Consider the following 4,099-nt stretch of genomic DNA (forward strand, 5'->3'; position numbering starts at 1 on the left):
AGACCAAGCAGGTCAACGCGCCCACCTTCGATGTCAGAGCCGCGCTGTACGGCGTGGTCGGCGTTGATTTGACTGAGATCCATGGGTTGGGTCCGTCACTCGCATTGAAGCTCATCGGCGAGTGCGGGACGGACCTGAAGGCATGGCCAAGCGCTAAGCACTTCACCTCCTGGCTCTGCCTCGCACCTGGCAACAAGGTCTCTGGTGGTAAGGTACTGTCCTCGCGCACACGGAGGTCCTCCAGTCGAGCAGCCGCGCTGTTGCGGCTGGCAGCCGCCACTACGGTTGGGCGAAGCGATACGGCGCTCGGGGCATTCTATCGTCGGCTGTCCTCACGTGCGGGCAAGGCGAAGGCCGTGACGGCGACCGCTCGCAAGATCGCGGTCCTATTTTACAACACCCTTCGGCACGGGATGAGCTACAAGGATCCGGGCGCGGACCACTATGAGAAGCAATATCGCAGCCGTGTACTCGCCAACCTTCAGCGGCGAGCCAAATCGCTGGGCTTCGTCTTGCAAGCCATTCCGGGAGACGCATATCCGGCTGTTTCTTAGGAAGTCGATCGCGATCTTCGCCGGAACCCGGACATGAGCTTTCGCTTCATCGAGGATCACCGCAAGACCTATCCGGTACGCTTGATGTGCGCCGTGCTTGAGGTCTCACCGGCCGGTTATTATGCCTGGCGCGAGCGTCCGGTGAGCGAGCGAGCAAAATCCAATGCCGCGCTCCTGGCTGTGATCCGTATTCCTCCGGGGTGGGCCGCCTTGTTGAGTTGCAGGTATCCGACGAGGATCTAGCTTTAAGGCTAGCCTTAAGGTCGGTAGATGCGGGTAGAGGTCCTGGGCGGGGTTGAGCGTCGTCGTCGCTGGTCTCGCGACGATAAGATGCGGATCATCGAAGAGACGCTGGCGCCCGGCGCGGTTGTGACGGAGATCGCGCGGCGGCACGGCATTTCGACGAGTTTGGTGTTCACGTGGCGGCGGCGGGCGCGCCTGGCGAGTGTCGTTTCGGCGGGACCGAAGCTTGTCCCTGTTCAGCTCACCCCGGGTGCGACCGAAAGCGTTCCATCGATTGAAGCCCCAGCGGTGATTTCGCCCCGGAGGCGCCGGGGCCTGATCGAGATCGAACTCGGTGGCGGCAAGCGTGTCAGCGTTGACGAGAACGTCGATGCTGACGCGTTGGGGCGGGTCCTTGATGTTCTGAGCCGGCGATGATCCCGATACCGGGTGGCGTCAGAGTCTGGATCGCAACCGGCCACACCGACATGCGTCGCGGCATGCAGGGTCTGGCTTTGCAGGTTCAGGAGAGCCTGAAGCGGGATCCCCACGCCGGAGATCTCTATATCTTCCGAGGCCGGCGTGGCGATTTGGCAAAGATCCTCTGGCATGACGGGATCGGGCTGTCGCTCTATGCGAAACGCTTGGATCGCGGAAAGTTCATCTGGCCTTCGGCGTCAGGTGACGCGGTGTCGATCTCGGCGGCGCAGATGGCGTACATGCTCGAAGGGATCGATTGGCGCAATCCACAACTGACGTGGCGGCCGACAAGGGCGAGATGAGCGAAGAAAAATGTGGAAACCCGCGTATTTTGGGGTGCCGCAAATCACTAAAACTATGATTCACTTCGTCTCATGGATGCTGATCGCGCCGCTCTTGCCGAAGAAAACGCCGCGCTGAAAGCGGAGCTGGCGGTAGCGCGGGCAAAGGCGTCGGAGGACGCCGCGCTGATTGTGCAGCAGACCTTGCGGATAGCGAAGCTCGAGCGCCAGGTTTACGGCCAGAAATCGGAGCGCTCGGCGCGGTTGATCGACCAGCTGGCGCTTACCTTCGAAGAATTGGAAGCTAACGCGACGGAAGACGAATTGGCGGCGGAGCAGGCAGTCGCCAAAACGACTACGGTTGACGGATTTACGCGCAAGCGCGCTGAGCGCAACACGTTCCCAGACCACCTTCCGCGCGAGCGGGTGGTGATCGATCCGCCGACGGCGTGCGAATGCTGCGGCGGCAATCGCTTGCGCAAGCTCGGCGAAGATGTGACCCGAACGCTGGAATCGGTGCCGCGTCAGTGGAAGGTAATCGAGACGGTGCGCGAGAAGTTCTCTTGCCGCGACTGCGAGAAGATCAGCCAGGCACCGGCGCCATTCCATGTGATCCCGCGAGGGTGGGCGGGGCCGAGCCTGCTGGCCATGCTGCTCTATGAGAAGTTCGGCCAGCATCAGCCTCTGAACCGGCAAACCGAGCGTTACGCGTTGGAAGGCGTGCCGATCAGTCTGTCGACCGCAGCCGACGCCGTCGGAGCGTGCTGCACGGTATTGGAGCCGCTGTTGCGTCTGTTGGAAGCCCACGTCATGGCATCCGAACGCCTCCACGGCGACGACACCACCGTGCCCGTGCTGGCCTTGGGCAAGTGCGATGTCGCTCGATGCTGGGTCTATGTAAAGGACGACCGCCCCTTCGGCGGCTCAGATCCGCCGGCGGCAATGTTCTATTACTCGCGCGATCGAAGGGGCGAGCATCCGCAGGCGCATCTGGCCAACTATAGCGGTATCCTGCAGGCCGACGCCTTCGGCGGATACACCAAACTCTACGAGCCCCCGCGAAGTCCTGGGCCTATCAGGGAGGCGGCCTGTTGGGTGCATGCCCGGCGCCCGTTCTTCGCCATGGCGGATCTTGAGGAAAACGCGCGACGTAAGGCTGCTGGCAAGAAGGAGATCGCCCTCTCGCCGATTGCGATCGAGATCGTGCGTCGCATCGACGCCCTCTTCGCAATCGAGCGCACGATCAATGGCCAAGGCGCCGACCACCGAGAGGCGGTCCGCCAGGCGCAGAGCGCTCCGTTGGTTGCCGATCTGGAAGCCTATATGCGTGAGCAGTGCGCCAAGCTCTCCCGCGGTCACGATCTGGCCAAGGCCATGAACTACATGTTCAAGCGCTGGGGCTCCTTCACACGCTTCCTCGACGATGGCCGCGTCTGTCTCTCGAACAACGCCGCCGAAAGAGCGCTGCGCGGCATCGCATTGGGCAGAAAGTCTTGGTTATTCTGCGGGTCTGACCGCGGAGGGCGTCGTGCCGCCGCCATGTATAGCCTCATCGTCTCTGCGAAGATGAACGACGTCGATCCTCAGGTCTGGCTTGCCGATGTACTCGCTCGCATCGCCATCCACCCCGCCCACAGGCTCGATGAGCTGCTGCCCTGGAACTGGAAGATTGCGCAACAGCAAGGCCTCGCGGCGCAGGCGGCTTGATGGGGCCCGTCAACAAAGTCAGCCACGTGTTTACCCTCGGCCATGTCGCCGAGATGCTTGGAGAAGACGAGGAATGGCTGTTCGAGGTCGCCGAAGAAATGGACCCCGAGGATGGGTCGTGGGCGTCGGTGAAGATGGGGTGATGGCGTTCACCGATGAGGGATCGAGAACCTCAAAGAGCTGATCGCAATCCACAAAGAGGACCCTAGCATCATCGAAAAACGCCGCCAAGTGCTCGCTGCGACGATGAAGCCGAAAACCGAGGAGTCCGACGAGCTCTAACGGTTAACTGGAAAGATCAGCGCGCTGCGGCCTACCGCGTAGGGTTACTGTGATCCGGCAGGTCCATCGGGACAGCAGCGGCCGCTACGGTAGCCCCCGCGTCCATGCCGCCCTGCAGGCGCAGGGACGCGATACCAGCCGCGGCCGGGTCGAGCGAATGATGCAACGACACGGTATCCGCGCCATCATGGCGCCGCCGCGCCGGGTGCGTACCACGGACAGCCGCCACGACCTGCCGATCGCACCGAACCTGATCGCGCGCGACTTCACGGCGGATGCGCCAAACCGGGTCTGGCTCGCTGATATCACCTACATCCCGACCGCGGAGGGGTGGCTGTACCTTGCTGCCGTCATGGATCTCTTCAGCCGGAAGATCGTCGGCTGGGCCATGCGGGATCATATGCAGGTCGAACTCGCATCCGCGGCCCTGAAAATGGCGATCCAGCAGCAACGGCCCCAGGCTGGGTTGATCCATCACTCCGATCGCGGCGTGCAGGGCGGATTCAAACGATCGTCGCAACAGCGATCTTGTTCACTCATGATAGCCAATCGTCAAGCGCCTCCGCCGGCGTT

At 62.4% G+C, this 4,099-nt stretch carries 6 protein-coding genes and 1 pseudogene; all 7 read left to right on the forward strand.

Going from position 1 to position 4,099, the window contains the following annotated elements:
* Positions 1 to 554, forward strand: a 554-nt coding sequence (locus tag AC0L3K_RS40270) for a transposase (RefSeq protein WP_473368176.1), incomplete at its 5' end; no start/stop codon positions are given.
* A gap of 33 nt (positions 555 to 587) precedes the next feature.
* Positions 588 to 797 carry a hypothetical protein gene (locus AC0L3K_RS40275; protein ID WP_473368177.1) on the forward strand — a complete coding sequence of 70 codons (210 nt, stop codon included), beginning with the start codon at positions 588 to 590 and terminating at the stop codon, positions 795 to 797.
* A 27-nt stretch (positions 798 to 824) separates the two neighbouring features.
* A complete protein-coding gene (tnpA, locus tag AC0L3K_RS40280; protein WP_007591026.1) occupies positions 825 to 1,214 on the forward strand; it encodes an IS66-like element accessory protein TnpA in 390 nt (129 codons plus the stop codon).
* On the forward strand, positions 1,211 to 1,558 hold the full coding sequence (gene tnpB / locus AC0L3K_RS40285; RefSeq protein ID WP_473368178.1) for an IS66 family insertion sequence element accessory protein TnpB: 348 nt from the start codon (positions 1,211 to 1,213) through the stop codon (positions 1,556 to 1,558). Before tnpA ends, tnpB begins: the two co-directional genes overlap by 4 nt.
* 72 nt (positions 1,559 to 1,630) lie before the next feature.
* On the forward strand, positions 1,631 to 3,244 hold the full coding sequence (gene tnpC, locus AC0L3K_RS40290; protein ID WP_219685683.1) for an IS66 family transposase: 1,614 nt from the start codon (positions 1,631 to 1,633) through the stop codon (positions 3,242 to 3,244).
* Positions 3,244 to 3,387: a hypothetical protein gene (locus AC0L3K_RS40295; RefSeq protein ID WP_342761092.1), complete on the forward strand. Its 144-nt coding sequence runs from the start codon at positions 3,244 to 3,246 to the stop codon at positions 3,385 to 3,387. Before tnpC ends, AC0L3K_RS40295 begins: the two co-directional genes overlap by 1 nt.
* Positions 3,388 to 3,605: 218 nt before the next feature.
* Positions 3,606 to 4,022, forward strand: a pseudogene (locus AC0L3K_RS40300) (IS3 family transposase); the annotation flags it as partial.
* Positions 4,023 to 4,099: the final 77 nt, after the last annotated feature.

Source organism: Bradyrhizobium sp. MI1.10 (genome assembly GCF_055811035.1).

Excerpts from the sequence above, each read along its gene's own strand:
- AC0L3K_RS40275 (WP_473368177.1), top strand. The coding sequence starts at position 588 with ATGAGCTTTCGCTTCATCGAGGATCACCGCAAGACCTATCCGGTACGC.
- tnpA (WP_007591026.1), top strand. The coding sequence starts at position 825 with ATGCGGGTAGAGGTCCTGGGCGGGGTTGAGCGTCGTCGTCGCTGGTCT.
- tnpB (WP_473368178.1), top strand. The coding sequence starts at position 1,211 with ATGATCCCGATACCGGGTGGCGTCAGAGTCTGGATCGCAACCGGCCAC.
- tnpC (WP_219685683.1), top strand. The coding sequence starts at position 1,631 with ATGGATGCTGATCGCGCCGCTCTTGCCGAAGAAAACGCCGCGCTGAAA.
- AC0L3K_RS40295 (WP_342761092.1), top strand. The coding sequence starts at position 3,244 with ATGGGGCCCGTCAACAAAGTCAGCCACGTGTTTACCCTCGGCCATGTC.